Genomic DNA, 25,188 nt, shown 5'->3' on the forward strand with positions numbered 1-25,188 from the left:
CGCGCTGTGTCGGGAATTATGACCGCCAGCATTCAGAGGGGTTCCACGGAAACCAGCATCAGTGTGAACCAGTTGCCAGCCACCACATCGACGCGAGACGACGCGCGTTCTTCGTTCTCTTCTTATTCGCGCTTCGTGCAGCGCCTGCGCCGCAGGTATGCAGGCGAGCTTTCATTGCTTCCCCCCGGCGCGCCGCTGCGCGAATCGATGTCCTTGGCTTACGAGGCATTGCGCCGACGTGGGGATGGCGTCGGCGATGCACTGCGAATTGTGCGGCAGCTCGTGATGGAGCGGCTTGTAACTCTTGATTGCGACGAGCAGGCCCCGCTGGCCGTGGTGACCACCGCCGTCACCGAGCTGGCCGAGCTGGCACTCGATATTGCGTGCCAGGAGGCCTGCCGCGAACTCGACGCGACGCACGGCGCCCCGCTTGGCCCCGATGGCCGTCGCGCGCAGCTGTGGATCGTGGGCATGGGCAAGCTCGGCGCGCGCGAGCTCAACGTGTCGAGCGACATCGACCTGATCTACCTCTACGACGTGGACGGCGAGACCCAGGGCGACGCCGACGGCCGCGGCCGGCTGGCCAACCAGGAATACTTCGCTCGCGCCGTGAAGCGCATCTATGCGCTGGTGGGCGACACCACCGAGCACGGCTTCGTGTTCCGCGTCGACCTGGCCCTGAGGCCCAACGGCAACTCGGGCCCCAGCGTGGTCTCGCTCGATGCGCTCGAGGAGTATTTCCAGGTGCAGGGCCGCGAGTGGGAGCGCTTCGCCTGGATGAAGAGCCGCGTGGTCGCGCCGCGCGACATCGTGCTCGCGGGCCAGGCCCAGGGCCTGCGCGGCGCCGTGCTGCCCTTCGTGTTCCGCCGCTATCTCGACTACAGCGTGTTCGACTCGCTGCGCGTGCTGCATCGGCAGATCCGGGAGCAGTCGGCGCGCCGCAGCGCCGGGCGGCCCGAGCGCGCGAACGACGTGAAGCTCTCGCGCGGCGGCATCCGCGAGATCGAGTTCACCGTGCAGCTGCTTCAGGTGGTGCGCGGCGGCCAGTTTCCGGAGCTGCGCACCCGGCCCACGCTCGATGCGCTGCAGCGCCTGGCGCGCGCCAACCTCATGCCGCAGGAAACCGCCGACGCGCTGGCCTCGGCCTACGAGTTCCTGCGCCGCGTGGAGCACCGCATCCAGTACCTCGACGACCAGCAGACTCACGTGCTGCCGGTGTCCGACGACGACCTGCGCTGGATCGCCCAGACCATGGGCTACCCCAGCTGCTGCCCCTTCCTCGAGCAGCTCGACACGCATCGCGAGTTCGTCGCGCAGGAGTTCGACAAGCTGCTCGGCGGCGAGAAGCCCTGCAACGGCAAGTGCAACGGCAAGAAGGCCGCGGCGCCCGCCGACCTGGCCGACCTGCTCGACGACCTGCCCCAGGCGTTCGCAGAGCGCATCCGCGACTGGTGCGAGCAGCCCCGCGTGCTGGCCCTGCGCGAAGAGACGCGCGCGCGGCTGCGCCAGCTGGTGCAGCGCACCGGCCAGTGGCTCAAGGAGCCCGACGGCGACGGCGCGGGCCAGACGCCGCGCCACGTCGACGCCGCGATGCGCTGGGCCGACTGGATCGAGCCGCTGATGCGCCGCGAGAGCTATCTGGCGCTGCTGGTCGAGCGCCCCGCCGTGCAGGAACGCCTGCTGCGCCTGCTGGGCGCGGCCAGGTGGCCCGCGCGCTACCTGATGCAGCACCCCGGCGTGATCGACGAACTGGCAAGCGACGAGATGCTCTCGGGCCGCTTCGTCGCCGCCGAGTTCGAGCGCGAGCTCGACGCGCGCCACGCATCCCTCACCCGCACCGGCGAGGCCGACGAAGAGCGCCTGCTGAACCTGCTGCGCCACGCGCATCACGCCGAGGTGTTCCGCACGCTGGCGCGCGACGTGGACGGCCGTCTCACCGTCGAGCAGGTGGCCGACGACCTGAGCGCGCTGGCCGACACCACGCTGCGCGTGACCGCCCGCTGGTGCTGGCCGCACGTGCGCAACCGGCACCGCGAGGTGCCGCAGTTCGCGATCATCGGCTACGGCAAGCTGGGCGGAAAGGAGCTGGGCTACGGCAGCGACCTCGACATCGTGTTCGTCTACGACGATGACGACGAGCGCGCCGGCGAGGTCTACGCGGCCTATGTGCGCAAGCTCATCAACTGGCTCACGGTGAAGACGCGCGAGGGCGACCTGTTCGAGATCGACACCGCCCTGCGCCCCAACGGCAACTCGGGCCTGCTGACCACCAGCTTCGAGGCCTACGAGAAATACCAGCTCGGCCGCGGCAGCAACACCGCGTGGACCTGGGAGCACCAGGCCATGACGCGCGCGCGCTTCGTGCTCGGCAGCGAGGACCACGGCGCCGAGTTGGGCGCGCGCTTCGACCAGGTGCGCGAGGCGGTGCTGGTGGCGCCGCGGGACCGCGAGGCGCTGAAGGCCGAGATCATCGCCATGCGCAACAAGCTGCGCGGCGCGCGGCCGGTGAAGGCCGACCGCTTCGACGTGAAGCACAGCCCCGGCGGCATGGTCGATGCCGAGTTCGCGGTGCAGTTCCTGGTGCTGTCGTCGTCGGGCGAACATCCCGAGCTGATTCCGAACGTGGGCAACATCGCGCTGCTGCTGCGGGCCGAGCTCGCGGGGCTGCTGCCCGAAGGCGTGGGCCGCAGCGCGGCGCGGGCGTACCGCGAGCTGCGTCGCGTGCAGCACCGTGCGCGCCTCAACGAAGAGCCGACGCAGGTCACGCCGCCCGCGCTGGCGGCCGAACGCGACGCCATGCTGGCCCTGTGGAAGGCGGTATTTGGCTGACGGCGCCCGCTCCCCCGCCACCACCGCGCTGGCTGCGTGCGCGGTGGTCATCGCCGTCCTCCTGGCCGGCTGTGCAAGCGGACCGCGTAGCGGAGGCGGCGTAGCCAGCGGCCGCGACGGCCCCGGCACCAACATCCCGCCGGACCTTGCCAGCGTGCCCGACGCCGAGCCCCGCGTCGAACCCATCCGCACCACCGGCGGCACCAGCAAGCCCTACACGGTGCTGGGCCGCGGCTATGCGCCGATCACCGACGACCGGCCGTTCCGCGAATCTGGGCTGGCCTCGTGGTACGGGCGCAAGTTCCATGCGGCGTCCACCTCCAGCGGCGAGCCCTACGACATGTACGCCATGACGGCCGCGCACAAGACGCTGCCGCTGCCGAGCTACGTGCGCGTGCGCAACCCGGCCAACGGGCGCGAGGTGATCGTGCGCGTGAACGATCGCGGCCCGTTCGTGGACGGCCGCGTCATCGACCTGAGCTACACGGCCGCGCTCAAGCTCGACCTGCTGCGCGGCGTGGCGCCTGTGGAGATCGAGCGGATCACGAACGAAGACATCCGCACCGGTGCATGGCGTCGGGACTCAGGAACGGCGTACGCCGCCGCCGAAGCGCCCGCGCCGGTGCGTGCGGTGCCGGTGCGTGTGGCGAGCGCGCAGCAGCAGCAGCAACAGGTGCGGGTGCCGGCCGAATGGGTGGCGCCGGTCGCTGCGGCGAACAACGATGTGCCGCAGCCGGCATCGACGATGCCAGTCGCGCCGCAGACACCGATGGCCATGGCGCTACCGGCGGGGACGGGGGCGGAGCCGGAATCGGCGCAGTCGCCACCGTCCATTCCACCGGGCCGGCAGGCCATCCTGGTCAACGAGCTTCCGCCGCTGCAGGCAGCAACAGCAGCGGCGGCACCCGCGGGCGCCGCGCAGCAACCCGGCACGGCGCTACCCGGCTTCTGGGTGCAGCTCGGCGCGTTCCGCGAGCGCGACGGCGCCGAGAGCCTGTTGAATCAGGCTGCGCGCGGCCTGCCTTCGCTTGCATCGCAGCTACGGGTGTTCAGCGAAGCCGGAACGCATCGGCTGCAGGCAGGGCCCTTTGCCTCGCGCAATGCGGCCGGCGAGGTGGTCACGCAGCTGCGCGACAGCCTGCGCATCGCGCCGATGGTGGTGGAACGCAGGTAGCCGGGAAAAGGGCAGGAGCCCGCGCGTTCAGACCAGCGGCTTCACCGGAACCGGCACGCCGCTGGCGACGTTGAGGCGGTTCCAGGTGTTGATCTGCGCGATCGCCACCGACAGCTCGGCAATCTCCTGGTCGCTGAAGTTGGCCTTCAGCGCAGCAAATTCGGCTTCGCGCGCGTCATAACGGTCGGCCAGGCGCGTAAGCGATTCGGCCCAGGCCAGCGCCGCGCGTTCGCGCTCGTTGAAGAAGCTCACTTCGCGCCACGTCGGCAGGCTGTTGATGCGCTGCCATTCCTCGCCCTGCTTGCGCAGGTCGCGCACGTGCATGTCGAGGCAGTAGGCGCAGCCGTTGATCTGCGAGACGCGGGCGAAGACGTAGTCGACCAGCACCTTGCCGAGCGTGCTCGACTCGATGGTGGCGTTCACGGCGAGGATGGCCTCGAAGGACTTCGGGGCGAGCTTGAACCAGTTCAGGCGGGGGGCGGTGTTCATGGGTTTCTCCAGTAGGTAGGTAGGTGGGTTGCGACGGAATCTGCTTGCTACCTGCTGAAGACGGGCGAGCCGGGCGCCCTGTGACACGCTGCTCGAACTATTTCGAGGAAAAGAGCTGCGCGATGCGCGCGAGCTTGTCTGGATTGCGCTGCGCGCGGATGCGCACGATGCGGCCGTTCTCGATCTCGAAGGTCTGGGCCGATTCGAGCTCGCCGTCGAGAAAGCGCAGCATGCCGGGCTCGCCGTTGATGTCGACGATCTCCATGCGAACCCCCGCCCCCATGCGGCGCCACAGCGAGAAGTACAGCTGCGCAAGGCGCTGGCTGCCGCACAGGGTCTTGCTGAAGGTCTGGACCTTGCCGCCGCCGTCGCCGATGAGCTCGACGTCCTCGGCCATCAGCGCCTTCAGGTCCTGCAGGCTGCCGCGCGCCGCGGCATCGGCGAAGGCGCGCAGCAGGCGCTCGTGGGTTTCGCGCGGCACGCTGAAGCGCGGGCGCCCTTCCTGCACCTGGAGCTTGGCGCGGTGCACGAGCTGGCGGCAGGCGGCCTCGGACTTGCCGAGGGTGAGGGCGATTTCGTCGTAGTCGGCATCGAACACCTCGCGCAGCAGGAAGGCGGCACGGGCCTCGGGCGCGAGGCGCTCCAGCATGGCAAGGAAGGCGACGGAGATGTTGTCGGCGCGCTCGAGCAGCTGCTCGGGCGTCGCGGGTGAATCGGCGGCCCCGGTCAGCGTGGGCTCGGGCATCCAGGCGCCGATGTAGTGCTCACGCTGGATTTTGGCGGCGCGCAGCCGGTCGATCGACAGGCGCGTGACCACGGTCACGAGCCAGGCTTCGGCGCTGTCGAGGGTGTCCTTGGCGGCTTCGTGCCAGCGCAGCCAGGCGTCCTGCACGACCTCCTCGGCCTCGGCCACGGAGCCGAGCATGCGGTAGGCGATGCCCTGCAGGCGAGGGCGGTGGCGGTCGAAGGTGAGAGTTGCGTCGTCCATGCGGGCTAGACGGCTGGCGTCCCCGGTTTGTGACATGGATTCTGCAAAAAAAACGCCCCGGCTTGCGGGGCGTTTTTTCGTGTGCTCTCAGGCTCAGGCGCCTTGGTACTCAGGCTTGGGGCCGAGGGTGGCCGCCAGTTCCTTGCGGTAGCGGTTCAGCTCCTGAACCGTCTTGAAGCTGCGGTTCATCAGCAGGCTCAGGTTGTGCAGGATGCGCTCGCCGACCTTGGTTTCCCAGACGGCATCGAACTTGATCTGCTTGTCGAGCCAGTGCTCGAGCCAATCCGGATCGGGCATGCGGCTCTGGATGGTGTCGCGCGGGAAGTGCGCCTTGCTGACGTGCAGGTTGGTCGGATGCAGGGCCTGCGCCGTGCGGCGGGCGCTGGCCATCAGGACGCCGACCTTGGTGAAGGCGGCACGGGCCTCGTCGCCGAACTTCTCCATGGCGCGCTTCATGTAGCGCAGGTAGGCGCCGCCGTGGCGGGCTTCGTCCTGGCTCAGCGTGGTGTAGATGTGCTTGATGACCGGCTCGGTGTGCCACTGGGCGGCACGGCGGTACCAGTGGTTGAGGCGGATTTCGCCGCAAAAGTGCAGCATGAGGGTTTCGAGCGGCGGGGCCGGGTCGAAGTCGAAGCGCACCTCGTGCAGCTCTTCCTCGGTGGGGGCGTGCTTGGGGCTGAAGCGCTTCAGGTACTCCATGAGCACCAGCGAATGCTTCTGCTCCTCGAAGAACCAGATCGACATGAAAGCGGAAAAGTCGCTATCGTGGCGGTTGTCGCGCAGGAACATCTCGGTAGCCGGCAGTGCCGCCCACTCGGTGATGGCATTCATCTTGATGGTCTGCGCCTGCTCTTCCGACAGCAAGGAAGCGTCGAACGACTGCCAGGGAATGTCCTTGTCCATGTCCCAGCGGACGGATTCGAGTTGTCTGAAGAGTTCCGGATAGAGCATCTATATCTTTCTAAGGCCGTCGATTTTAGTCGGCCCGTTTGGCGCGCCCGTGACAGACGCGCGATGATGCGGATACGCGCGCCCTTGCGGCATGGATGCGCACCCCCTTTTTGAATCAGGAGCCCGCGATGCGAACCCCCTACCGATTGTCGATGCTGTGGCGCTGCGCCCCTGCGGTTTCCCTCGTGGCGAGCCTCGTTTCGCCCCTTCCGGCCCATGCCCAGACAACGGCCGCCGCGCCTGCCCCGGCAGAGGCCGCAGGATGCCCGGCGATCCTGCAACACACCTTCCCGCGGCTGCAGGATGAAAAACCCCAGTCCCTGTGCCAGTACTCCGGCAAGGTCGTTCTGGTGGTGAATACGGCCAGCTTCTGCGGCTTCACCCCGCAGTACAAGGGCCTGGAATCGCTGGACATGAAATACCGCTCGCGCGGGCTCGTGGTGCTGGGCTTTCCGTCGAACGATTTCGCCCAGGAATCGGGCTCGAACAAGGAAATCGCGGACTTCTGCGAGAGCACCTTCGGCGTGAAATTCCCGATGTTCGCCAAGTCCTCGGTCCGCGGCACGGACGCGAATCCGCTGTTCAAGCAGCTCGCGCAGGCTTCGGGCACCACGCCGAAGTGGAATTTCTACAAGTACCTGATCGGGCGCGACGGCAAGGTCGTACAGGCGTGGTCGAGCATGACGGCACCCGACGAAAACGGCTTCGTGAACGTCATCGAGAAGCAGCTCGGGCCAAATTGAGACTAATCAGTTCACAAGAAAACGCATCGGTAATATTATTCACCGATGCGTCTAACCCATTGTGAACTCGACGACACAAACGTTTACGAAACGGACGGGAACCGTGCCGCGGATGCCGCGCTCCTAATTCGCGTGGGCAGTAAGTGCCCTACGGTTTTCATGTTGCGAGGTCTTCCGGGCGCCTGCCGTCCGGTCGAAATCCCGAGGCGATTCTTCTCCTCCTCCCTCCCTCCCTCCTTCGCGTCGGGGCGCCTCGCAGCATTTTTGTATTCCAGCCGGGGCGGGGTTTCGCGATGACGCGGCCCCCTCGCATCGCCGTCGTCGGCGCCGGCATCTCGGGACTGGCCGCAGCGCACTCGCTGCGCGACGCGGCCTCCGTCACCCTCCTCGAAGCCAGTGACTACTTCGGTGGTCACGCGCATACGGCAACGATCGAGCTTCCGCGCTCCTCCACCGACAGCACCCCGATCGCCCACGGCGTCGACACCGGCTTCCTGGTCTACAACGACCGCACCTACCCGAACCTGATCCGGCTCTTCTCCGATCTCGGCGTCGAGACTGCCCCGTCGGACATGTCGTTCTCGGTCCAGGCCACGCGCGACAACGGCGGCGGCAGGCTGGAATGGAGCGGCAACAACCTCGGCACCGTGTTCGCGCAGCGGCGCAACCTGTTCGACGGCCGCTTCCTGGGGATGCTTGCCGACCTGCTGCGCTTCAACCGCCTCACCACGCGCATCGCCAAGGCCGGCACCGAGGGCGAACTGACCCAGCAGCTGGGCGATTTCCTCGACACCCACCGCTTCGGCAAGGCGTTCCGCGAGTGGTATTTCCTGCCGATGATGGGCTGCATCTGGAGCTGCTCGACCACGCGGATGCTGAGGTTCCCGGTCGCGACCATGATCCGCTTCTGCCACAACCACGGCCTGATCCAGATCGCCAACCGGCCGCAGTGGCGCACCGTGCGCGGCGGCTCGCGCCATTACGTGGAGAAGATCGTCGCCGGCCTGCCCGACAAGCGCCTGAACACGCGCGTGCGCCGCATCGCCCGCGACGAGGCCGGCGTACTGCTGACCACCGACGCAGGAACCGAGCGCTTCGACCACGTCGTGCTGGCCACGCACTCCGACCAGTCGCTCGCCATGCTGGCCGACGCGAGCCCCGCCGAGACCACGGTGCTGGACTCGATCCGCTATCAGGCCAACCATGCCGTGCTCCACACCGACGCCTCGGCGCTGCCGCAGAACCGGGCCGCCTGGGCTGCCTGGAACTACGAGCGCGCGGCCGCCGGCGAGCGCGAATCGGGCCGCGTCTGCCTGCACTACCTGCTGAACAAGCTGCAACCGCTGCCGTGGGAGCAGCCGGTCGTCGTTTCGCTGAATCCGGTTCGCGAGATCCAGCGTAGTCAGGTCATGGCTGAATACGACTACGACCACCCGGTGCTCGACCTCGCCGCGATCCGCGCGCAGGCCGAAGTGCCGGCCCTGCAGGGCCGGCGCAACACCTGGTTCGCGGGCGCGTGGATGGGCTACGGCTTCCACGAAGACGGCCTGAAGGCCGGCCTGGCCGTGGCCGAGGGCCTGCGGGCGCGCCTGTCCGCCGGCAAGAACGCAACGACAACGACGGCGAGGCTGGCGGCATGACACCGACGCAGGCCGTGCCGCTGATGGGCTTCGGCGAAGTCCGCCACACGCGCCTGCGCCCGGCGCGCAATGCCTTCGTCTACCCGACCTACTTCCTGATGCTGCCGATGCGCACCCTGCGCGCGCATGGCAGCCAGGCCCTGGCGCTCAACCGCGCCGCCGCCATCTCCTTCCACGACGTCGACCACGGCGACGGCCGCCCGCCCGAACGCGGCGGCGCGCTGGCCTGGCTCGATGAACTGCTTGCAGCCCACGGCATCGAGGACGCCAACGGCGAAGCCTGGCTGCACTGCTACCCGCGCGTGTTCGGCTACACCTTCAAGCCCGTGAGCTTCTGGTACTGCCACACGCTCGAAGGCGCGTTGCGGGCCATCGTGGTCGAGGTCAACAACACCTTCGGCGAGCGTCACTGCTACCTGCTCGAACATCCGGCGTACGGCGCGGAGTTGCAGGCGACGAAGGCCTTCCACGTCTCGCCCTTCTGCCGCATCGACGGCAGCTACCGCTTCCGCTTCTACGTCGACGCCGATCGCGCGCGCACCGTGGTGCGCATCGACCACGACGACGCCGACGGCCCGCTGCTGCAGACCAGCGTAAGCGGCGAGCTCGGCCCCATGACCGCGGCCAGCGTGCGGCGCGCGCTGTGGCGCTACCCCGCCATGACCTTCGGGCTGATCGCGCGCATCCACTGGCAGGCCGCGAAGCTGTGGCTCAAGCGCGTGCCTTTCGTCACCAAGCCGGCGCCGCCCGCGCACTTCGTTTCACGCGACAACCACCAGCAGCAGGCGAATCCATGAACTCCACCACCGCGCCCCGCTTCTCGCTGCCCCAGGACGCGCCCGCCGCAGCACGCACCGTGCTGGGCCTGCTGCAGCGGCTGGCCTACGGCTCGCTCACCGTGCGCCTGCCCGACGACTCGGTGCGGCACTTCGGCGCCACGCCCGGCAGCGGCCCCACGGCCTCGCTCACGCTTCGCAACTGGAACGCCTGCAAGGCCGCACTCAAGTCGGGCGACATCGGCTTCGCCGAGAGCTACATCGCCGGCGACTGGACCACGCCCAACCTCACCGAGCTGATCAAGGTGTTCATCGCCAACCGCCGCGCCATCGAGGACATGATGTACGGCAGCTGGCTCGGCCGCCTGCTGTACCGCGTGCGGCACCTCATGAACCGCAACAGCAAGGCCGGCAGTTCGCGCAACATCCACGCGCACTACGACCTGGGCAACGCGTTCTACAGGCTCTGGCTCGACGAGACGATGAACTACTCGTCGGCCTGGTTCGAGGGCGACCTGTCGAAGCCGATGCCCGAGGCGCAGCGCGCCAAGGTGCGCCGTGCACTCGAACAGGCAGGCGTGCAGCCCGGCGACCGCGTGCTCGAAATCGGCTGCGGCTGGGGCGCGCTCGCCGAGATGGCGACCACCGACTTCGACGCTTCGGTGACAGGCGTGACGCTGTCCACCGAGCAGCTCGCCTACGCGCGGGAGCGCACCACCGGACTGGCGGCCGACCTCCGCCTGCAGGACTATCGCGACATCGCCGATGCGCCCTTCGATGCGGTGTGTTCCATCGAGATGGTGGAAGCCGTGGGCCGCGCCTACTGGCCGACCTACTTCCAGGGCGTGAGCCGGCTGCTGAAGCCGGGCGGCCGCGCCTGCGTGCAGAGCATCGTGATCGACGACGAACTGTTCGACCGCTACATCGATTCGACCGATTTCATCCAGCAGTACATCTTCCCGGGCGGCTGCCTGCCCTGCCCGCGCGAGTTCCGCCGCGAGGCCGAGGCCGCGGGACTGGAGGTGGTGGACGAATTCGCCTTCGGCGCCGACTACGCCGAGACGCTACGCCGCTGGCGCGAGAGCTTCCTCGGGCAGCGCGGCCGCATCCTGCAGCTGGGCTTCGACGAGCGCTTCATGCGCATCTGGGAGTTCTACCTGGCCTACTGCGAGGCCGCGTTCTCGCAGGCGAACATCGACGTGGTGCAGTACACGCTGCGCAAGCGCCAGGCCTGAGGGAAAAGAAAAAGGCGCCGGAGGCGCCTTTTTCTTCGTCAGGGCTTGGTGTCGATGAAGCTGGGCCGCAGCATCAGCTTGTCGTACAGCTTCGCGAGGTTGGCGTGGTCGCCTCGCCAGTCGATCTCGGGAAAGCGCAGGTCCAGCCAGCCCAGCGTGCAGCCCACCGCGATGTCTGACAGGCTCAGGTGGATGCCGCTGCAGAAGGGCTTGTCGCCCAGGCCCTTGGCCATGGCGGCAACGCCGTCCTCGACCTTGGCGCGCTGGCGCTCGATCCAGGCGGCGCTGCGTTCGCCGTCGCTGCGGCCGGACCAGGTGGCTTCGAGGCGCCAGAGCACGCCGGCGTCCATGACGCCGTCGGCCAGCGCCTCCCAGGTCTTGACCTCGGCGCGCTCGCGGCCCTGCTGCGGAATCAGCTTGCCGACCGGAGACAGGGTGTCCAGGTATTCCACGATCACGCGGGAGTCGAACATCGCCTCGCCGCCTTCCATGATCAGGCAGGGGACCTTGCCGAGCGGGTTGGAGTTGGAGATCGTGGTGTCGGCAGCCCAGACGTCTTCGATCACGAACTGGTAATCGAGCCGCTTCTCGGCCAGCACCACGCGCACCTTGCGCACGTAGGGGCTGGCGGCGGATCCGATCAGTTTCATGAAGGCTCTCTCCCTATACATTGATGACGTTTGTTAATAGTCATTTTAGGTGAACGGGGAAACCGGAGCCCCAAAACGCCCCCGATGTGTCGGTACCGCCCCACGGATCGCCGGCCGCCTAAAATTCGGGCATGAGCTTTTCCACCGTTTCCGCCCTTTCCCCCCTTGATGGCCGCTACGCGGCCAAACTCGCGGCGCTGCGTCCGCTGATGAGCGAGCAGGGCTATATGCACCGGCGCGTGCAAGTCGAGGTGGCGTGGTTCATTGCGCTGTCCGACTGCGGCTTCGCCGAATTCAAGCCGCTCACCGGCGGCGCCCGCAAGTACCTGCTGGGCCTGGTGTCGCACTTCTCCGAGGCCGACGCGCTGGCCATCAAGGAGATCGAGAAGACCACCAACCATGACGTGAAGGCCGTCGAATACTGGATCAAGTCGAAGTTCGAGGCCCGGCCCGAGCTGCTCGCCGCCGCCGAGTTCGTGCACTTCGCCTGCACCAGCGAGGACATCAACAACACCAGCCACGCCCTGCAGATCCAGGCGGCGCGCGACAAGGTGGTGCTGCCGGCCATCGACGGCCTGATCACCAAGCTGCGCGAGATGGCGCACCAGTTCGCCAACGTGTCGATGCTCTCGCGCACGCACGGCCAGACCGCCAGCCCGACCACGGTGGGCAAGGAAATCGCCAACGTCACGGTGCGCCTGTCGAAGGCCCGCGCGCAGATCGCCGCGGTGCAGCTGCTGGGCAAGATGAACGGCGCGGTCGGCAACTACAACGCCCACCTGGCCGCCTGGCCCGACTTCGACTGGGAAGCCTTCAGCCGCAAGGTCATCGAGACGCCCGCGCCGCTGGGCCTGGGCCTGAGCTTCCAGCCCTACAGCATCCAGATCGAGCCGCACGACTACATGGCCGAGCTGTTCGACGCGGTGGCCCGCGCCAACACGATCCTCATCGACTTCTCGCGCGACATCTGGGGCTACGTGAGCCTGGGCTACTTCAAGCAGCGCCTGAAGAAGGGCGAGATCGGCTCCTCGACGATGCCGCACAAGGTCAATCCGATCGACTTCGAGAACGCCGAAGGCAACCTGGGCCTGGCCAATGCGGTGCTGCGCCACCTGAGCGAGAAGCTGCCCATCAGCCGCTGGCAGCGCGACCTGACCGACAGCACGGTGCTGCGCAACATCGGCGTGGCCTTCGGCTACGCCACGCTGGCCTACGCCAGCCTGGCCACCGGCCTGGGCAAGCTCGAGCTCAACGAGGAAGCGCTGGCCGAAGACCTCGACGCGTCGTGGGAAGTGCTGGCCGAGCCGATCCAGACCGTGATGCGCCGCTTCGGCGTGCAGGGCGCCTACGAGCAGCTCAAGGAAGTGACGCGCGGCAAGACTGTCACGGCCGAGGCGCTGCACGGACTGATCCGCTCGCTGGAGATCCCTGAAGAGGAAAAGGCCCGCCTGCTGGCCATGACACCGGCCAGCTACGTGGGCAAGGCGGCGGAGCTCGCCGGTAGAATTTAGGCCTCCCGTACCGATGCACCAGCCGCCTGAAGGCGGCTGTTTTGCGTCGGTGGTCATCTTTTCCAGCCAACGCCCTCGCGGGGCGCCAGCCAACAACATTCATCGAGGGGCCCGCCGCCCCTCTGTTGGTCATGCGCGCCCCTCTGAGACGTCTCTGGCTCAAGGTCCATCGCTGGATCGGCCTCACGCTCGGTCCGATCCTCGCCTTCGCGGCACTGCTCGGCGCCGTGCTGGTGGTGGCGCTGCCGCTCGACCGGGCCGCCCACCCCGCCTTCTTCGTCGCCCGCTCCGCGGGTGATGCCACCACGGCCGCGCTGCCTCTGGAGCCGCTGCGCCAGCGCCTGGCGGCCGAGTTCGGCCCCGACACCAACTTCACGCTGCGCCCGCCGCGCAAGCCCACCGACACGCTGTGGGTGCTGGTGCGCGGCAAGTGGGAGGGCACGCTCTACCTCGACCCCGTCACCGGCGCGGAACAGGGACGCCGCGGCACGCACGAGGGCGCCTACAACCTCCTGTTCGAACTGCACAGCAGCCTGCTGCTGGACGACACGGGTAAGGGCGTGCTCGCCTTCGCCGCGCTCGCCTACCTGTTCCTGCTGGTCACGGGCATCGTGCTCTGGTGGCCGGTGCGCTGGCCGCCGTCGCTGCGCATCGTGCTGGATCGCGGCCTGCTGCGCGGACTTTTCGACCTGCACCGCACGGGCGGCGCGGTGCTCGGGCTGCTGATCGCGGTGTCGGTGGCCACGGGCGCGTACATGGCTTGGCGGCCGCTGGGCAATTTCATTTCGGGCGTCATGGGGCAGGAGCCGATGAAGCCGCCGGTGATCGCCAAGGGTGCAGCGACCGGCCCGCGCCTGCCGCTGGACGAACTCGTGGCCCGGGCGCAGCAGGCCTACCCGGGCCAGCCCATCGGCTACATCCAGGTGCCCGCCAAGACCGGCCGGCCGATGCGCGTGCGCTTCCGGCTGTCGGACGATCCGCATCCGAACGGCATCGGCTCGGTGTGGCTCAACCCCGTGACAGGCGAAGTGCTGGCCGCGCGCAAGTGGCAGGAGCTCGACGCGGGCAACGGCGCGGTGGCGGTGATCTATCCGCTGCACACCGGCGAGCTCGGCGGCCCACTGCACGAAGCGGTCACGGCGCTGCTGGGCCTGGCGCTCGGCGGCCTGGGCCTGAGCGGCGTCTGGCTCTGGTGGCGCCGGCGCTCGGTGGCCGCGGCGGCCCGCAACAACACGCTTTCCAACGGCACGACGGCGCCCTGAGCGACGTCGTGCCCTGCCCGCAGTTTCATCACAACCAACACAAAACCCTAGGAGGGGTCCCTTGTTCACGCACAACAAACGCGCGCCCGGACGCGCATACAAGCGCACCGCCGTCGCACTGGCCCTGCTGCCCCTGAGCCTGCAGAGCTTCGCCGCCGAGGCCGAGCCTGCCGCGGCCGACGGTTCGAAAACGCTCGAAGCCATCACCGTCACCGGCGACTGGCTCGGCAGCCCCAGCGAGACCAAGGTGCTCGAGCACCCGGGCGCGCGAAGCATCATCGAGCGCAAGCAGATCCAGGAGAGCGGCTCCTCCAGCGTGCGCGACGTGCTGCGCCAGGTGCCCGGCGTGCAGGTGCAGGAGAGCAACGGCACCGGCGGCAGCGACATCTCGCTGAACGTCGGCGTGCGCGGCCTGACCTCGCGCCTGTCGCCGCGCTCCACCGTGCTGCTCGACGGAGTGCCGCTGGCCTACGCGCCCTATGGCCAGCCGCAGCTGTCGCTGGCGCCGCTGTCGCTCGGCAGCCTCGAGGCGGTCGACGTGGTACGCGGCGCGGGCTCGGTGCGCTACGGCCCCCAGAACGTGGGCGGCATCATCAACTTCGTGACGCGCTCGATTCCGAAGCAGTTCTCGGGCGACGTGAGCGTGGGCGTGGAGAGCGCCGGCCACGGCGGCGGCACCAAGACCACGCCCAGCCTCTTCATCGGCGGCACGAACGAGAACGGCCTGGGCCTCGCGCTGCTGTACTCCGGCACGCACGGCGACGGTTTCCGCCAGAGCAACGACCACACCAGCATCGACGACCTGATGCTCAAGGGCGCCTACCGCATCTCGAAGACCGACGACGTCGCCGTCACGCTGCATCACTTCGAGGGCAAGGGGCGCATGCCCGGCGGCCTGACGACCGCGCAGTTCGCGGCCAACCCGTTCCAGTCGGACCGGCCCTTCGACGAGTTCACCGGTCGCCGCACCGACGGCTCGGTCAAGTACACGCACAACGACGGCGTGAACAAGTTCGAGATGCTGACCTACTACACGGACTCGTACCGCAGCAGCTACCTCGAGCAGGAAGGCACCGGCGCCAACAACGGCAGGCGCCGCCTCACCTCGGCGCCGCGCAACTACAAGACCTTCGCGGTCGAGCCCCGCTACTCGCGCCTGATCGATTCGGGCAGCGTGGTGCAGGAGATCAGCGTCGGCTACCGCTACCTGAAGGAAGAGGCCTCCGAAGTCGCGACGCGCAGCGCCTACTACCAGCCGCGCCCCGGCTTCAACGCCTTCGGCCTGGCCAACCCCGCGTACCAGACCAGCAAGGGCGGCACGACCGCGCACGCGTTCTACATCGACGACCGCATCGACTTCGGCAACTGGACGATCACGCCGGGCGTGCGCCACGAATCGATCAGCTCGTTCAACGACGTCTACACCATCACGAACGGCCGGGCCACCAGCGCGATCTTTCCGAAGATCGACTCCGACGAATGGCTGCCCACGCTGTCGGTGCTCTACCGCATGAGCGATCGGTGGTCGGTGTTCGCGAACGCCGGCGTGTCGTTCGGGCCGCAGCAGTACGCGCAGCTCGCGCAGTCCACCACCGGCCTGCACCCCGAGAAGGCCAAGACCTACGAGATCGGCACGCACTACAAGGGCGATGCCTGGAGCGGCGAGCTGACGCTGTTCAACATCAACTTCGACAAGGAACTGCAGCTGGCGCGCTCCATCACCGGCGACGTCGGCCAGTGGACCGACCTGGGTGCGACGCGCCATCGCGGGCTGGAGTCGGCGCTGCGCTACGACCTCGGCACGCTGAGCGACTCGCTCAAGGGGCTGTCGGTGTCGGGCACGTACACGTACACGCAGGCCACCTCGAAGGCCGGCGCCTTCGCGGGGCGCGACCTGCCGTTCTACTCGCGCCAGGTGGCAACGCTGGGCGCGCGCTACGAGCGCGGGCCGTGGACCTTCAACGCCGACATCTATGCGCAGTCGAAGCAGCGTTCGCCGGGCTCGCCGGACGACGGCGCAAGGTACATCACCGTCGAGGACTCGACCGGCCGGCTGGGCAACATCCCCGGCTACGCGACGATGAACCTGCGCGCGGCCTACGACTTCGGCCCGTCGATTAGCAACCTGAAGCTGGCCGTGGGCGTGAAGAACCTGTTCGACCGCCGCTACTACAACCGCTCGGTGGACAACAACGGCGGCAAGTACGTGGGCCAGCCGCGCACGGTCTACCTGCAGGCCTCGGTGGCGTTCTGAGTCCGGAGGTGCGCAGGCATACACTCGCGCACCCATGGCCCTCAAATCCACCATCTTCAAGGCCACCCTCGCGGTGGCCGACATCGACCACGGCTACTACGCCGACCATGCGCTGACCCTGGCGCGCCACCCCAGCGAGACCGACGAGCGGATGATGATCCGGCTGGTCGCGCTCGCGCTCAACGCGCACCAGCTGCAGGACATCTGCCAGGGCGACGGCACGCTGGCCTTCGGCGCGGGCCTGTCGAACGTCGACGAGCCCGACGTGTGGCTGCGCGACTTCACGGGCGAGGTCAAGCTGTGGATCGAGGTCGGCCAGCCGGAAGACAAGCCCATCATCAAGGCCTGCGGCAAGGCCGACGAGGTGATCGTCTATGCCTTCAACCACGCGGCCGAGATCTGGTGGCGCGGCATCGAGAACAAGCTCACGCGGCCGCAGAACCTGAAGGTGTATCGCGTGCCGACGAACGCCTCCCAGGCACTGGCGGCGCTCGCACAACGCAGCATGCAGCTGCAGGCCACCATTCAGGAAAACACGCTGACGCTGGGCGACGGCGTCAACAGCATCGATATCGAGCCGCTTCGGTGGAAGTGAGCCCCGCGCGCGACTAGGCGGCCGGCATCATCTCGCCGCACTGCCAGCACTGCTCGAAACCACCTTCGACCTGCTCACCGCACACGCAGCGCCAGCTTCGCTGCGGACGATGCTGCAACTCGTGCAGCAGGCGCTTTGCAAGATCGAACTGGGTCTCGTCGTCGATCCAGATCTCGGGCAGGCACTGGTCGGGCGGCAGCTGGCCCATTACCGCGCCGAGGAATTCGCGCTGCACGGTGGCGGCCACGCCCTCCTCGCGCAGCGCGTGCGCCCACACGGTCGCGATCGCGAGGTTGGGAGCTTGCGCGAGGCGGCGCATGGTCAGGGGGCCCAGTTCTTCTCGTCGTCGGGATCGAACTCGGGCTCGCCATCGGCGGGCGATGTCCGTTCCGCCTCGCGCGCACGTTCCGCATAGCGGTTGAAGCGCCAGGCGGAGTCTTCCATGGTGATGCGGCGCCAGGTGGCGCGCTTTTCGACTGGCGACATGCCGGGCCAGAACTGAACCTCGTCGAAGCTGCGACCGCAGCCCTTGCACTCGTCGTCGCCCTGGCTGGTGGAGCAGATCGCGATGCAGGGCGTGTCGGGCGTGCTCTCGTACCAGGCCATCCAGGCGGCCCAGGCCTTCGGCGGAAAGCCGACCTCGTCGACCTCGTCCTCGTGGTGGAAGACCATGAGCGCGTAGACCTCGGCCAGCGCGCGCAATTCGGGGCCCAGCGTGACGCCGTCGGGCGACGGCGTCTTCTCGCGCCAGTAGTTGATGGCGGCCTCGATGTCGGTGATGTGTATGGCGGCCATGGAGCGTGAAAAATCGGCGGACGGCGATCATAGACCGGCAATGTCCCGAAGCGTCGAAGGGACATGCTCGCTACGAAAACAGGAGCACCACATCTCGTATCCATGCGTGTTCCGGAGCGGTTCTTTTTAAATTCCTGAAAACTTTCGATTGCGCCGCCGGGAGCATCGATGCTTTAATCCGCCGCACGAAGGGGAGTAGCTCCCGACCGCTGTCCACGGCAGCGCGAATCGTCAGGTCGTCAATACGAAGCAAAACACTTCCGGCCTGCCGGGCAACCAGCGCGCGTCTTTTCGCGTGTGCGTTGTCGAGCAAGACCTTCGATTTGAACCTGCGCAGGTTTGGTCGAAGCGTTCGCAAGCTCCCGGTATCACCCGGACTTCATTCCTCGCTTTCGACCCGCCCCGCACGGGATGAATCGAAACGCATCGATATGCGCCTTCCGTCGTCGTCCCTGAAGGGAGAGGCAGGGGCGCGAAGACAAAGAGGAAATCTATGGAAATGTTCATGACCCCGGAGTTCTGGGTCGCGGTCGGTCAGATCATCATGATCGACATCCTGCTGGGCGGCGACAACGCCGTGGTGATCGCGCTGGCCTGCCGCAAGCTCCCGCCGGCCCAGCGCACCCAGGGCATCCTGTGGGGTACCGCGGGCGCCATCGCGCTGCGCGTGATCCTGATCTTCTTCGCGCTGACGCTGCTGGCCATTCCGTTCCTGAAGCTGGTGGGCGCGATCCTGCTGCTGTGGATCGGCGTCAAGCTGCTGGCCCCCGAACATGACGATGCGCACGGCAACATCACCGGCAGCGACAAGCTGTGGGGCGCGGTCAAGACCGTGATCATTGCCGACCTCGTGATGAGCGTCGACAACGTGATCGCCATTGCCGGTGCCGCACAGGGCGCCGGCGAAAGCCACCAGATGCCGCTCGTGATCTTCGGCCTGCTCGTGAGCATCCCGATCATCGTCTGGGGCAGCCAGCTGGTCATCAAGCTGATGGACCGCTTCCCGATGATCATCACGGCCGGCGGCATGCTGCTCGGCTGGATCGCCGGCACGATGGCCGTGTCCGACCCCGCGCTGGCGAACACCGCTGCCTGGACCTGGGTGCCGAAGGTGCCGCAGACCGACACGATCAAGTACGCGGCCGGCGTCATCGGTGCGCTGCTGGTGCTGGCGATCGGCAAGTGGACAGCCGCACGGCATGCCCGCAACAAGCCCGAGGAATCGGCGGTGACGACCGGCTGAGCGCCGAGAGTCATTGCTCCCACGAACTTCCCGTCCGAACCAGTCTCTGTCACTCTAACTACCTGAAGGAGCACGCCATGGAAAAGATCATTCTTTATGTCGACGACGCCGCCTACGCCAGCGAGCAGTTCGCCGAACTCGCGCCGGATGCAAACAGCGTCGTGGCGCGCCATTGGGTGCTCGTGGCCTGCGCTCCGCGCATGACGCATCGCATCAGCAAGTGGGTAAGCCACAGCGCGCGCGAGAACTGGCGCGCCAAATGGTTCAGCAAGGTGCAGGCGCAGATGACGCCTCTGCTGGAACGCAACGGCGGCCAGGTAACGCCGGTGCTGGCCAAGGGCCCGCTGGCCGACCTCACGGCACAGCTCAAGCGCGAGCATTCGGCCACTCACGTGGTCGATGCGCGCCGCCCGAAGGTCGGCGTCGACCTGGAGCCGGTGACGCCGGACCAGACGCCGCCCCAGCAGTCGGGCTGGGCCTTTCCCGGCGCCGTGATGGGCATGGGTGCGCTGCTGGTGCTGGCGAACGAACTGGCCGAGTAAGACTGCTGGGAAACGCCCTCTGACGAGCCCCGGTGCGGCAACGCACCGGGGCTCGTTGTTTTATGGGCCCTGGGGTATCCTGAGCGCCATATGCGCATCATCCTCAAATGGCTGCTCAGCGCCGTGGCGCTGCTGGCGGTTGCCTATCTCTACAGCGGTGTCCAGGTCAACAGCTTCGGTTCCGCGCTCATCGCGGCCGCGGTGATCGGACTGCTCAACATGATCGTGCGGCCGGTGCTGGTGGTGCTGACGCTGCCCGTCACCATCGTCACGCTCGGGCTCTTCCTGTTCGTCATCAACGCGCTGCTGTTCTGGGCCGCGTCGGGGCTACTGGGCGGCTTCCACGTCAACGGCTTCCTGGCCGCGCTGATCGGCTCGCTGCTGTACTCGCTGCTGGGGCTGCTGATCGAGTCCGCGCTGGGCGGGCTGCTTTCCCCGAAGCGCTGATCAGCAGCAACTGCTGCGGCCTACTTCAACGGCGGCTCCGCCGCCTGTTCCTTCACCAATACGTCCACCGCCCGCGCACGGGTGTCGATGATCGACGCCTCGTAGTGGTCGACCGCCTTGGACTGGCGGACGAGTTCCTGCGCCGCCTTGAAGCGGTCGCGCGCCGCGGGGTAGTCGAGGATCGCCACGTTCGCCTCTGCGTCGGCACGCACCGCACGCAGCGTGTCGTTCTGCGCGCCGTAGAGGTTGCCGAGCGCGCGCCACACGGTCGCGTCGCGCGGATTCGCGGCCACCCAGTCGCGCAGCACCGGGATCATCGGCGCGGGCTGGCGCATCGCGGTGGCGGCTTCGGCGGCGAGCAGCATCTCGGGCCGCTCCTTCGACCTGGCGTCGAGCAGTGCGGCCGCCTTGGGCGCCGCGCCTGCTGCGAGTTCGATCTCCGCGTTCAGCCAGCGCGCCTGCTTCGCCGCGGCGGGGTCGTCCGCCGTGCGCGCGACCAGACGCTCGACCAGCGCGCGCGCAGCCTTGTAGTCGCGCATCTCCTTCGCCGACAGCGCCGCCGCGTACAGCGTGCCGGCCTGCTGGGCCGGGGGGCTCTTCGCGAACTCGCCGCTGGCGGCCGAGTCGATCCACAGCCGCAGCACGTCGACACCCGGGCGCGTCAGCACACGGGCGCGCGAGGCGATCATCGCGTGGTCCATGGCCAGCGGCAGCGGCGGCACGGCGTCCATGCGGAACTGGAAACGGCCCTGCATGTCGGAGATCCGCTCGGTCGTCAGCGGGTGGCTGCGCAGGTAGGGGTACGAGCCGTTGTCGTTGAGGCGCGAGGCGTACTGCAGCTTCTCGAACATCGCGGCAGCGCCCTGCGGCGCGAAGCCGGCCTGCGTCATCACGCCGAAGCCGACGCGATCGGCCTCGCGTTCCATGTCGCGCGAGAAGTTCAGCTGGTTCTGCGCGAACATCGCCTGGCTGCCCATGATCATGGCCTGGCCCGCATCGCCGTTGCGGCTCTTGCTGGCGGCGATCATCCCCAGGATCAGCCCAGCGATCATCAGCGGCATCTGCTTGCCCTGCTTCGTCATGATGCGCGAGATGTGGCGCTGCGTGACGTGCGAGAGCTCGTGCCCGAGCACCGTCGCCAGCTCGTCGCGGCTGCCGACCGCGGCCACCAGGCCGAGGTTGAGCCCGAGGTAGCCACCGGGCAGCGCGAAGGCATTGATGTTGCGGTCGCGGCCCAGAAGGATCGTCCAGGCGAAGCGCTCGTCGAGTTCGGGCGTGAGTTCGCCGCGCGCACGGGCGGCGGCCAGCAGGCGCTGCCAGATCTCCTGCACATAGGCGGCGATCACCGGGTCGTCGATGTAGTCGGTGTCGCGATACAGCTCGCGGGCGATCTGGTCGCCGAGGTGGCGCTCGGCGCTGGCGGTCATCTCGCCGCCGTCGCCCATGCCGGGAAGCACCTGCTGGATCTGCGCCAGCGCGGGCACCGGCAGCAGGGCCTGCGAAGCTATCAAAACGCTAGCGCACAACGATCGCAGGGCGGGCGTCAGCTTGCTTCTGGAGTGGCGTGGGGGAGTCAAGCGCGGCATTCCTCGTCTGTGGCTCGGGCTCGTATGATGCACCGTCAACCCGATCGTTCATCCATGAGCACCCTCACCCATTTTGACGCCCAGGGCCAGGCCCACATGGTCGACGTGGCCGCCAAGCCGGCAACCCACCGCGTGGCCGTGGCCACGGGCCGCATCGAGATGCAGGCGGCAACGCTGGCGCTGATCGAATCCGGCACGGCGAAGAAGGGCGATGTGCTGGGCATCGCGCGGATCGCGGGCATCCAGGCGGCGAAGAAGACGAGCGACCTGATCCCGCTGTGCCATCCGTTGGCCTTGACCCGGGTGGCTGTGGCGTTCGCGCTGGCCGATGCGGGAAGCGCACCGCAGGTGGTTTGCACGGCGACTGTCGAGACCGTGGGGCCGACGGGGGTGGAGATGGAGGCGCTGACTGCGGTGCAGGTGGCGCTATTGACAATCTATGACATGTGCAAGGCGGTGGATCGGGGGATGCGGATTACCGATGTGCATGTGTTGGAGAAGCATGGGGGGAAGTCGGGGAGTTGGATGGCGCCGTAATCGCGCTGCTAGGGAGCGATGCCTTCGCCGGCATCCTCTCTCATCCAGCGGGCGAAGTCCGATGGGAACGCGTTCCTGAAGCGTTCCGCCTCTTCCCGCGCCTCCTCCTTGCGCCCCAGCAATTCGGCGCTCTCGATGAGCTTGACGATGACGCGCGGCTCGGGCGAGAAATGCATGATGCGCCGCGCCAGTTCATGCACTGCGCCAGCATTGGCTTGCGTGACCATCGTCAGCGTCAGTTCCGCGTATTGCACTTGATTGACGAAGATCCGGGAATAGCGGATTTTCGCCAGCGTGTTGTCCTCGTATTGCGCGAGCCGTTCTTCGCGAGGCAGGTAGATCTGGCTGATGCGGATGTAGTCCCAGCCTGCATAACCTGCAATACCCAACAGCGCCACGGCGGCGAACGGAGCCGCCTTTGCCATGGGTCGGGCACTCCGACCTGGCCACAGCAGTCCGATGCAAAGACCGAAGACCAGTTGGAATGGTCCGTACCAGAGTGGGTATTCGAGCAGGCTGTGCAGGACGATCGCCCACAGCATGCCCCAGCCCATGAGCCGAACCGGGTCGCGCTCACGCCATGGTCGGGCGGAAAGAACCAGCCAGAGAAAGCCGCCACAAATCAGCACTGCGGCAGGGATTCCGAGTTCGACCGCTAGATGCATAGGCAGGTTGTGCGCGTTGTCGAGGATCTCGACGAAGCGCCCCCCGCTGTACGAAGCGCTGTAATGCGCAAAGGCCAGTTCACCCCACCCCCATCCAGTCCACGGGTGCTCTGAAATCAGAGCCAGCACGTTGCGCCAGAGCAGCAAGCGACTGTGGTCGTCGGGCGCGCCGGACTTCAGGCGCTCGATCATGCTTTCGACTGCACCACTGCCACCTCCAGCCAGCCGCGGAAGCACCCAGGCGATCGCGAAGTACAACGGGATCGTCGTGAGCAGCCATTTTGGGGCCGGGAGGCGATACAGGGCCGTCGAGCCTTGTCGCTCGCACCTTGCGATGAAAGCTGCCACCCCAGTGATCGACAGCAGTTGCAGAAGGCCTGTGCGCGAGGTCGATGCGGCTGCGGCGATCAACAAGAGCACCCCCGCCGCCGCGAGACCACGGCGTGTGCGCTGTGCATCACTCGTCGCGTAAAGCCACAGGACTGCGCACCAAGCCAGGCTGATCAGCGTCGCGAACTGGTTGCGCTGGCGCAGATTGCCGTAGGCCTGCCCCAGCGCCGGCGACGTGGTCCATGGCACGAGCGGTTCAGCCAGGCCGTAGTACTGCAGCAAGCCCAGAACAGCGCTGACAAGACCGGCGACAAGTACACCTTTGGCCAACAACGAGGCGGCTGCCTGACCATCGCGCACCAATCCGCTGCCCAGGCTCGTCGCCGCCGCGATTCCTGCGATTGCGAGGCAGGCCGGCCCCCATACGGACAGCGCGCCCCACGCGGAGAGTGCGACAAGAAGGCCCCCCAGGCCCAGCCAGCCCCAAACACCGAGGGCTGGTGAGCCGACGGGTCCCGTCAGCAACAGCGCCGCGAGGCAAACCCAGGAAACCAGCAGCTGCCATACGTTGACAGAGGGGCCGGCAACCAAGGGACAGAGAAAAGGCAGCGCGACAAGAGCCGTGCGAGTGACGTCGAGCGCCCTGGAGGCGGGCAGAACGGAGCTGGCGGGCGCTACGCAGGACGTCATCCGGCCCATTGTGCCGGGCCGAACTGCCGACGAATGGTCATTGCCGGGAGATGGAAGGTTTTGCAAAAACAAACATTCAGAGACATCCTTTAACAACTCTGTGTAATTGTTTCCCGCCCGTTTCCGGCTCTGCCGGTCGGGACTGAAAGGTGTCCTTTGATGAAACAACAACCTGCTCGAAGCCGGATCGCCCGTGGTGACCAGTCTCGCGGCTTCACCCTGATCGAAATCATGATCACCGTGGTGATCATCGGCGTGCTCGCCGCGATCGCCATTCCGAGCTATCAGGACTATGTGCGGCGCGGGTACGTGGTGGACGGCACGAATGGGCTGGCCACCATGCGCGCGGACATGGAACGGTATTTTCAGGACAACCGCACATACAAGAAGGTCAGCGCCACCATCCTGCCGCCTTGCGACGCTGGCATTGCCGCCAGCCAACGCACCTTCGGCAACTTCGTGATCAGTTGTGCAACCGTTGTGCCGACCGATACGACGTTCACGCTCACGGCAACAGGAAGCGGACCAGCCAACGGTGTCGTCTACACCATCAGCGAGCAGAACATTCGCGCCACGACAGGCATGCCCACCGCGTGGTCGGGTTGGACAACGCCCTGCACCACTGCCTGGATCGTCAAGAAGGGCCAGGCATGCTGAAAACCAGCCTCTCCCAGCGTTACCGCAGGGGGTTCACGCTGGTCGAAATGATCGTCGTGGTGGCAATCATGGCGCTGCTCGCTGCGCTTGCCACACCATCCATGCTCGGCTGGGTGCGCAACAACAAGATCCGTACTGTCAGTGATTCGCTGCAGAACGGCTTGCGGCAGGCGCAGACGGAGGCCACCCGCCGCAGCCGGCAAGTGGTGTTCTCGCTCACGGACGACAAACCCACCTCCACCAGCTACACCGCCAAGGTCAACGGCAGCAATTGGGCTACCAGTACGGTGGTCCCGACCGACTCCGATGCGACAGCAGCGTTTGTCGAGGCGGGCATCCTGCGCGACGTCGGCTCCAACGTGGCTATCTCCGGCCCCCTTTCCGTCTGCTTCAGCTCTATCGGCCGTCTCGTGGCAAACGACACGCCCGGCCCCACCAGCGCCAAGTGCACCGCCGCAGCCGTCCAGTACGACATCACGATGAGCGATAGCAAGACGGGCGACCGACCGCTGCGCGTCCTCGTCGCGCTGGGCGGCCAAGTCCGCATGTGCGACCCGGCGCGAACCCTTTCAGCCACCCAGCCAGACGGCTGCCCCTAG

25 protein-coding genes are annotated in these 25,188 nt (G+C 67.3%); 16 read left to right on the forward strand and 9 right to left on the reverse strand.

Annotation, left to right across the window (positions count from 1 at the left end; translation table 11 throughout):
- Positions 1-18 precede the first annotated feature (18 nt).
- Complete coding sequence (gene glnE, locus EJO71_RS19420; RefSeq protein WP_125950387.1) at positions 19-2,829, forward strand: bifunctional [glutamate--ammonia ligase]-adenylyl-L-tyrosine phosphorylase/[glutamate--ammonia-ligase] adenylyltransferase; 2,811 nt, start codon at positions 19-21, stop codon at positions 2,827-2,829.
- Positions 2,822-4,003 carry a septal ring lytic transglycosylase RlpA family protein gene (locus EJO71_RS19425; RefSeq protein WP_125950386.1) on the forward strand — a complete coding sequence of 394 codons (1,182 nt, stop codon included), beginning with the start codon at positions 2,822-2,824 and terminating at the stop codon, positions 4,001-4,003. The genes glnE and EJO71_RS19425 overlap by 8 nt, the downstream gene beginning before the upstream one ends.
- A 27-nt stretch (positions 4,004-4,030) precedes the next feature.
- Here EJO71_RS19425 and EJO71_RS19430 read toward each other — a convergent pair whose 3' ends face one another.
- The 3 genes from EJO71_RS19430 to EJO71_RS19440 form a co-directional block, all read right to left on the reverse strand.
- A complete protein-coding gene (locus EJO71_RS19430; protein ID WP_125950385.1) occupies positions 4,031-4,492 on the reverse strand; it encodes a carboxymuconolactone decarboxylase family protein in 462 nt (153 codons plus the stop codon).
- Between the two features lie 97 nt (positions 4,493-4,589).
- Positions 4,590-5,480, reverse strand: coding sequence for an RNA polymerase sigma-70 factor (locus tag EJO71_RS19435; protein ID WP_125950384.1), 891 nt, complete (start codon positions 5,478-5,480; stop codon positions 4,590-4,592).
- A gap of 93 nt (positions 5,481-5,573) precedes the next feature.
- Positions 5,574-6,431, reverse strand: coding sequence for a ferritin (locus tag EJO71_RS19440; RefSeq protein WP_093055286.1), 858 nt, complete (start codon positions 6,429-6,431; stop codon positions 5,574-5,576).
- A 128-nt stretch (positions 6,432-6,559) separates the two neighbouring features.
- Here EJO71_RS19440 and EJO71_RS19445 point away from each other — a divergent pair, with 128 nt between their 5' ends.
- The 4 genes from EJO71_RS19445 (at position 6,560) to EJO71_RS19460 (ending at position 10,825) form a co-directional block, all read left to right on the forward strand.
- A complete protein-coding gene (locus tag EJO71_RS19445) occupies positions 6,560-7,174 on the forward strand; it encodes a glutathione peroxidase (protein ID WP_125950383.1) in 615 nt (204 codons plus the stop codon).
- A gap of 293 nt (positions 7,175-7,467) precedes the next feature.
- Positions 7,468-8,814 carry an FAD-dependent oxidoreductase gene (locus EJO71_RS19450; protein WP_125950382.1) on the forward strand — a complete coding sequence of 449 codons (1,347 nt, stop codon included), beginning with the start codon at positions 7,468-7,470 and terminating at the stop codon, positions 8,812-8,814.
- A complete protein-coding gene (locus tag EJO71_RS19455; protein ID WP_125950381.1) occupies positions 8,811-9,611 on the forward strand; it encodes a DUF1365 domain-containing protein in 801 nt (266 codons plus the stop codon). Before EJO71_RS19450 ends, EJO71_RS19455 begins: the two co-directional genes overlap by 4 nt.
- Positions 9,608-10,825: a cyclopropane-fatty-acyl-phospholipid synthase family protein gene (locus EJO71_RS19460; RefSeq protein ID WP_125950380.1), complete on the forward strand. Its 1,218-nt coding sequence runs from the start codon at positions 9,608-9,610 to the stop codon at positions 10,823-10,825. Before EJO71_RS19455 ends, EJO71_RS19460 begins: the two co-directional genes overlap by 4 nt.
- A gap of 38 nt (positions 10,826-10,863) precedes the next feature.
- Here the strand turns inward: EJO71_RS19460 and EJO71_RS19465 are convergent, their stop codons facing one another.
- Complete coding sequence (locus tag EJO71_RS19465; RefSeq protein WP_125950379.1) at positions 10,864-11,475, reverse strand: glutathione S-transferase N-terminal domain-containing protein; 612 nt, start codon at positions 11,473-11,475, stop codon at positions 10,864-10,866.
- Positions 11,476-11,606: 131 nt separating this feature from the next.
- Here EJO71_RS19465 and purB point away from each other — a divergent pair, with 131 nt between their 5' ends.
- From purB to EJO71_RS19485, 4 genes are all read left to right on the forward strand, one after another.
- Positions 11,607-12,986 carry an adenylosuccinate lyase gene (purB, locus tag EJO71_RS19470; protein ID WP_125950378.1) on the forward strand — a complete coding sequence of 460 codons (1,380 nt, stop codon included), beginning with the start codon at positions 11,607-11,609 and terminating at the stop codon, positions 12,984-12,986.
- Between the two features lie 131 nt (positions 12,987-13,117).
- A complete protein-coding gene (locus tag EJO71_RS19475) occupies positions 13,118-14,248 on the forward strand; it encodes a PepSY-associated TM helix domain-containing protein (RefSeq protein WP_125950377.1) in 1,131 nt (376 codons plus the stop codon).
- Between the two features lie 133 nt (positions 14,249-14,381).
- A complete protein-coding gene (locus tag EJO71_RS19480; RefSeq protein WP_240651466.1) occupies positions 14,382-16,502 on the forward strand; it encodes a TonB-dependent siderophore receptor in 2,121 nt (706 codons plus the stop codon).
- 34 nt (positions 16,503-16,536) lie between these two features.
- Positions 16,537-17,097 carry a YaeQ family protein gene (locus EJO71_RS19485; protein ID WP_125950375.1) on the forward strand — a complete coding sequence of 187 codons (561 nt, stop codon included), beginning with the start codon at positions 16,537-16,539 and terminating at the stop codon, positions 17,095-17,097.
- 13 nt (positions 17,098-17,110) lie between these two features.
- On the opposite strand, the gene EJO71_RS19490 is transcribed toward EJO71_RS19485, so the two are convergent.
- The 3 genes from EJO71_RS19490 to EJO71_RS19500 all read right to left on the reverse strand — a co-directional run bounded on the left by EJO71_RS19490 (position 17,111) and on the right by EJO71_RS19500 (position 18,205).
- Complete coding sequence (locus EJO71_RS19490) at positions 17,111-17,416, reverse strand: DUF2007 domain-containing protein (RefSeq protein ID WP_125950374.1); 306 nt, start codon at positions 17,414-17,416, stop codon at positions 17,111-17,113.
- Between the two features lie 2 nt (positions 17,417-17,418).
- Complete coding sequence (locus EJO71_RS19495) at positions 17,419-17,892, reverse strand: DUF3717 domain-containing protein (RefSeq protein ID WP_125950373.1); 474 nt, start codon at positions 17,890-17,892, stop codon at positions 17,419-17,421.
- A 70-nt stretch (positions 17,893-17,962) separates the two neighbouring features.
- Positions 17,963-18,205 carry a hypothetical protein gene (locus tag EJO71_RS19500; protein ID WP_125950372.1) on the reverse strand — a complete coding sequence of 81 codons (243 nt, stop codon included), beginning with the start codon at positions 18,203-18,205 and terminating at the stop codon, positions 17,963-17,965.
- Positions 18,206-18,385: 180 nt separating this feature from the next.
- Here EJO71_RS19500 and EJO71_RS19505 point away from each other — a divergent pair, with 180 nt between their 5' ends.
- The 3 genes from EJO71_RS19505 (at position 18,386) to EJO71_RS19515 (ending at position 20,124) form a co-directional block, all read left to right on the forward strand.
- Positions 18,386-19,135 carry a TerC family protein gene (locus tag EJO71_RS19505; RefSeq protein ID WP_125950371.1) on the forward strand — a complete coding sequence of 250 codons (750 nt, stop codon included), beginning with the start codon at positions 18,386-18,388 and terminating at the stop codon, positions 19,133-19,135.
- Between the two features lie 77 nt (positions 19,136-19,212).
- The gene (locus tag EJO71_RS19510; RefSeq protein ID WP_125950370.1) at positions 19,213-19,677 is read left to right on the forward strand and encodes a hypothetical protein; all 465 of its coding nucleotides are present in this window, start codon (positions 19,213-19,215) and stop codon (positions 19,675-19,677) included.
- A gap of 90 nt (positions 19,678-19,767) precedes the next feature.
- Entirely contained in the window at positions 19,768-20,124 is a 357-nt protein-coding gene (locus EJO71_RS19515) for a phage holin family protein (RefSeq protein WP_125950369.1), read from the forward strand.
- A 20-nt stretch (positions 20,125-20,144) separates the two neighbouring features.
- On the opposite strand, the gene EJO71_RS19520 is transcribed toward EJO71_RS19515, so the two are convergent.
- On the reverse strand, positions 20,145-21,710 hold the full coding sequence (locus EJO71_RS19520) for a M48 family metalloprotease (RefSeq protein ID WP_125950368.1): 1,566 nt from the start codon (positions 21,708-21,710) through the stop codon (positions 20,145-20,147).
- Between the two features lie 54 nt (positions 21,711-21,764).
- Here EJO71_RS19520 and moaC point away from each other — a divergent pair, with 54 nt between their 5' ends.
- Complete coding sequence (moaC, locus tag EJO71_RS19525; protein ID WP_125950367.1) at positions 21,765-22,247, forward strand: cyclic pyranopterin monophosphate synthase MoaC; 483 nt, start codon at positions 21,765-21,767, stop codon at positions 22,245-22,247.
- Between the two features lie 8 nt (positions 22,248-22,255).
- Here the strand turns inward: moaC and EJO71_RS19530 are convergent, their stop codons facing one another.
- Positions 22,256-23,932: a Wzy polymerase domain-containing protein gene (locus EJO71_RS19530; protein WP_125950366.1), complete on the reverse strand. Its 1,677-nt coding sequence runs from the start codon at positions 23,930-23,932 to the stop codon at positions 22,256-22,258.
- 159 nt (positions 23,933-24,091) lie between these two features.
- Here EJO71_RS19530 and EJO71_RS19535 point away from each other — a divergent pair, with 159 nt between their 5' ends.
- Positions 24,092-24,589: a type IV pilin protein gene (locus EJO71_RS19535; RefSeq protein WP_125950365.1), complete on the forward strand. Its 498-nt coding sequence runs from the start codon at positions 24,092-24,094 to the stop codon at positions 24,587-24,589.
- On the forward strand, positions 24,583-25,188 hold the full coding sequence (locus tag EJO71_RS19540) for a prepilin-type N-terminal cleavage/methylation domain-containing protein (RefSeq protein WP_125950364.1): 606 nt from the start codon (positions 24,583-24,585) through the stop codon (positions 25,186-25,188). Before EJO71_RS19535 ends, EJO71_RS19540 begins: the two co-directional genes overlap by 7 nt.

The sequence above is a fragment of the Variovorax sp. 679 genome (assembly GCF_003952185.1).
Taxonomy (GTDB): Bacteria; Pseudomonadota; Gammaproteobacteria; order Burkholderiales; family Burkholderiaceae_C; genus Variovorax.

Excerpts from the sequence above, each read along its gene's own strand:
- glnE (WP_125950387.1), top strand. The coding sequence starts at position 19 with ATGACCGCCAGCATTCAGAGGGGTTCCACGGAAACCAGCATCAGTGTG.
- EJO71_RS19430 (WP_125950385.1), bottom strand. The coding sequence starts at position 4,492 with ATGAACACCGCCCCCCGCCTGAACTGGTTCAAGCTCGCCCCGAAGTCC.
- EJO71_RS19435 (WP_125950384.1), bottom strand. The coding sequence starts at position 5,480 with ATGGACGACGCAACTCTCACCTTCGACCGCCACCGCCCTCGCCTGCAG.
- EJO71_RS19440 (WP_093055286.1), bottom strand. The coding sequence starts at position 6,431 with ATGCTCTATCCGGAACTCTTCAGACAACTCGAATCCGTCCGCTGGGAC.
- EJO71_RS19445 (WP_125950383.1), top strand. The coding sequence starts at position 6,560 with ATGCGAACCCCCTACCGATTGTCGATGCTGTGGCGCTGCGCCCCTGCG.
- EJO71_RS19450 (WP_125950382.1), top strand. The coding sequence starts at position 7,468 with ATGACGCGGCCCCCTCGCATCGCCGTCGTCGGCGCCGGCATCTCGGGA.
- EJO71_RS19455 (WP_125950381.1), top strand. The coding sequence starts at position 8,811 with ATGACACCGACGCAGGCCGTGCCGCTGATGGGCTTCGGCGAAGTCCGC.
- EJO71_RS19460 (WP_125950380.1), top strand. The coding sequence starts at position 9,608 with ATGAACTCCACCACCGCGCCCCGCTTCTCGCTGCCCCAGGACGCGCCC.
- EJO71_RS19465 (WP_125950379.1), bottom strand. The coding sequence starts at position 11,475 with ATGAAACTGATCGGATCCGCCGCCAGCCCCTACGTGCGCAAGGTGCGC.
- purB (WP_125950378.1), top strand. The coding sequence starts at position 11,607 with ATGAGCTTTTCCACCGTTTCCGCCCTTTCCCCCCTTGATGGCCGCTAC.
- EJO71_RS19475 (WP_125950377.1), top strand. The coding sequence starts at position 13,118 with ATGCGCGCCCCTCTGAGACGTCTCTGGCTCAAGGTCCATCGCTGGATC.
- EJO71_RS19485 (WP_125950375.1), top strand. The coding sequence starts at position 16,537 with ATGGCCCTCAAATCCACCATCTTCAAGGCCACCCTCGCGGTGGCCGAC.
- EJO71_RS19490 (WP_125950374.1), bottom strand. The coding sequence starts at position 17,416 with ATGCGCCGCCTCGCGCAAGCTCCCAACCTCGCGATCGCGACCGTGTGG.
- EJO71_RS19495 (WP_125950373.1), bottom strand. The coding sequence starts at position 17,892 with ATGGCCGCCATACACATCACCGACATCGAGGCCGCCATCAACTACTGG.
- EJO71_RS19505 (WP_125950371.1), top strand. The coding sequence starts at position 18,386 with ATGGAAATGTTCATGACCCCGGAGTTCTGGGTCGCGGTCGGTCAGATC.
- EJO71_RS19510 (WP_125950370.1), top strand. The coding sequence starts at position 19,213 with ATGGAAAAGATCATTCTTTATGTCGACGACGCCGCCTACGCCAGCGAG.
- EJO71_RS19515 (WP_125950369.1), top strand. The coding sequence starts at position 19,768 with ATGCGCATCATCCTCAAATGGCTGCTCAGCGCCGTGGCGCTGCTGGCG.
- EJO71_RS19520 (WP_125950368.1), bottom strand. The coding sequence starts at position 21,710 with ATGCCGCGCTTGACTCCCCCACGCCACTCCAGAAGCAAGCTGACGCCC.
- moaC (WP_125950367.1), top strand. The coding sequence starts at position 21,765 with ATGAGCACCCTCACCCATTTTGACGCCCAGGGCCAGGCCCACATGGTC.
- EJO71_RS19530 (WP_125950366.1), bottom strand. The coding sequence starts at position 23,932 with ATGACGTCCTGCGTAGCGCCCGCCAGCTCCGTTCTGCCCGCCTCCAGG.
- EJO71_RS19535 (WP_125950365.1), top strand. The coding sequence starts at position 24,092 with ATGAAACAACAACCTGCTCGAAGCCGGATCGCCCGTGGTGACCAGTCT.
- EJO71_RS19540 (WP_125950364.1), top strand. The coding sequence starts at position 24,583 with ATGCTGAAAACCAGCCTCTCCCAGCGTTACCGCAGGGGGTTCACGCTG.